General features: G+C 50.2%; 1 pseudogene. It reads left to right on the top strand.

Going from position 1 to position 245, the window contains the following annotated elements:
- Positions 1–245, top strand: a pseudogene (locus H5975_RS08545) (IS30 family transposase); the annotation flags it as partial.

The following is a 245-nucleotide window of genomic DNA, read 5'->3' as shown; positions in this document are numbered from 1 at the left end:
AGGCTGGCTTGATGTACAGCTACCCGATTTGCCTGATCATGGAATTCGTCGTCATCGTGCTAAAGAAAAGCGTGGTACGTTCAGTCACGGCCGCTCCATTGAGGAGCGTCCTCATAAAGTCGAAACTCGCCAGGAGTTCGGCCACTTTGAAGCTGATACCGTACTTTCTGGCAAACGTAAAGGTCAAGCTGTGGCTACTTTTGTGGAGCGTAAGAGTCGCCTGACAATTGTTAAACGGCTCCATG

It is taken from the genome of Limosilactobacillus coleohominis, assembly GCF_016901675.1.
Taxonomy (GTDB): domain Bacteria; phylum Bacillota; class Bacilli; order Lactobacillales; family Lactobacillaceae; genus Limosilactobacillus; species Limosilactobacillus intestinavium.
The sequence above is the reverse complement of the archived record's forward strand: the minus strand, read 5'-3'. Positions and strand labels throughout refer to the sequence as shown.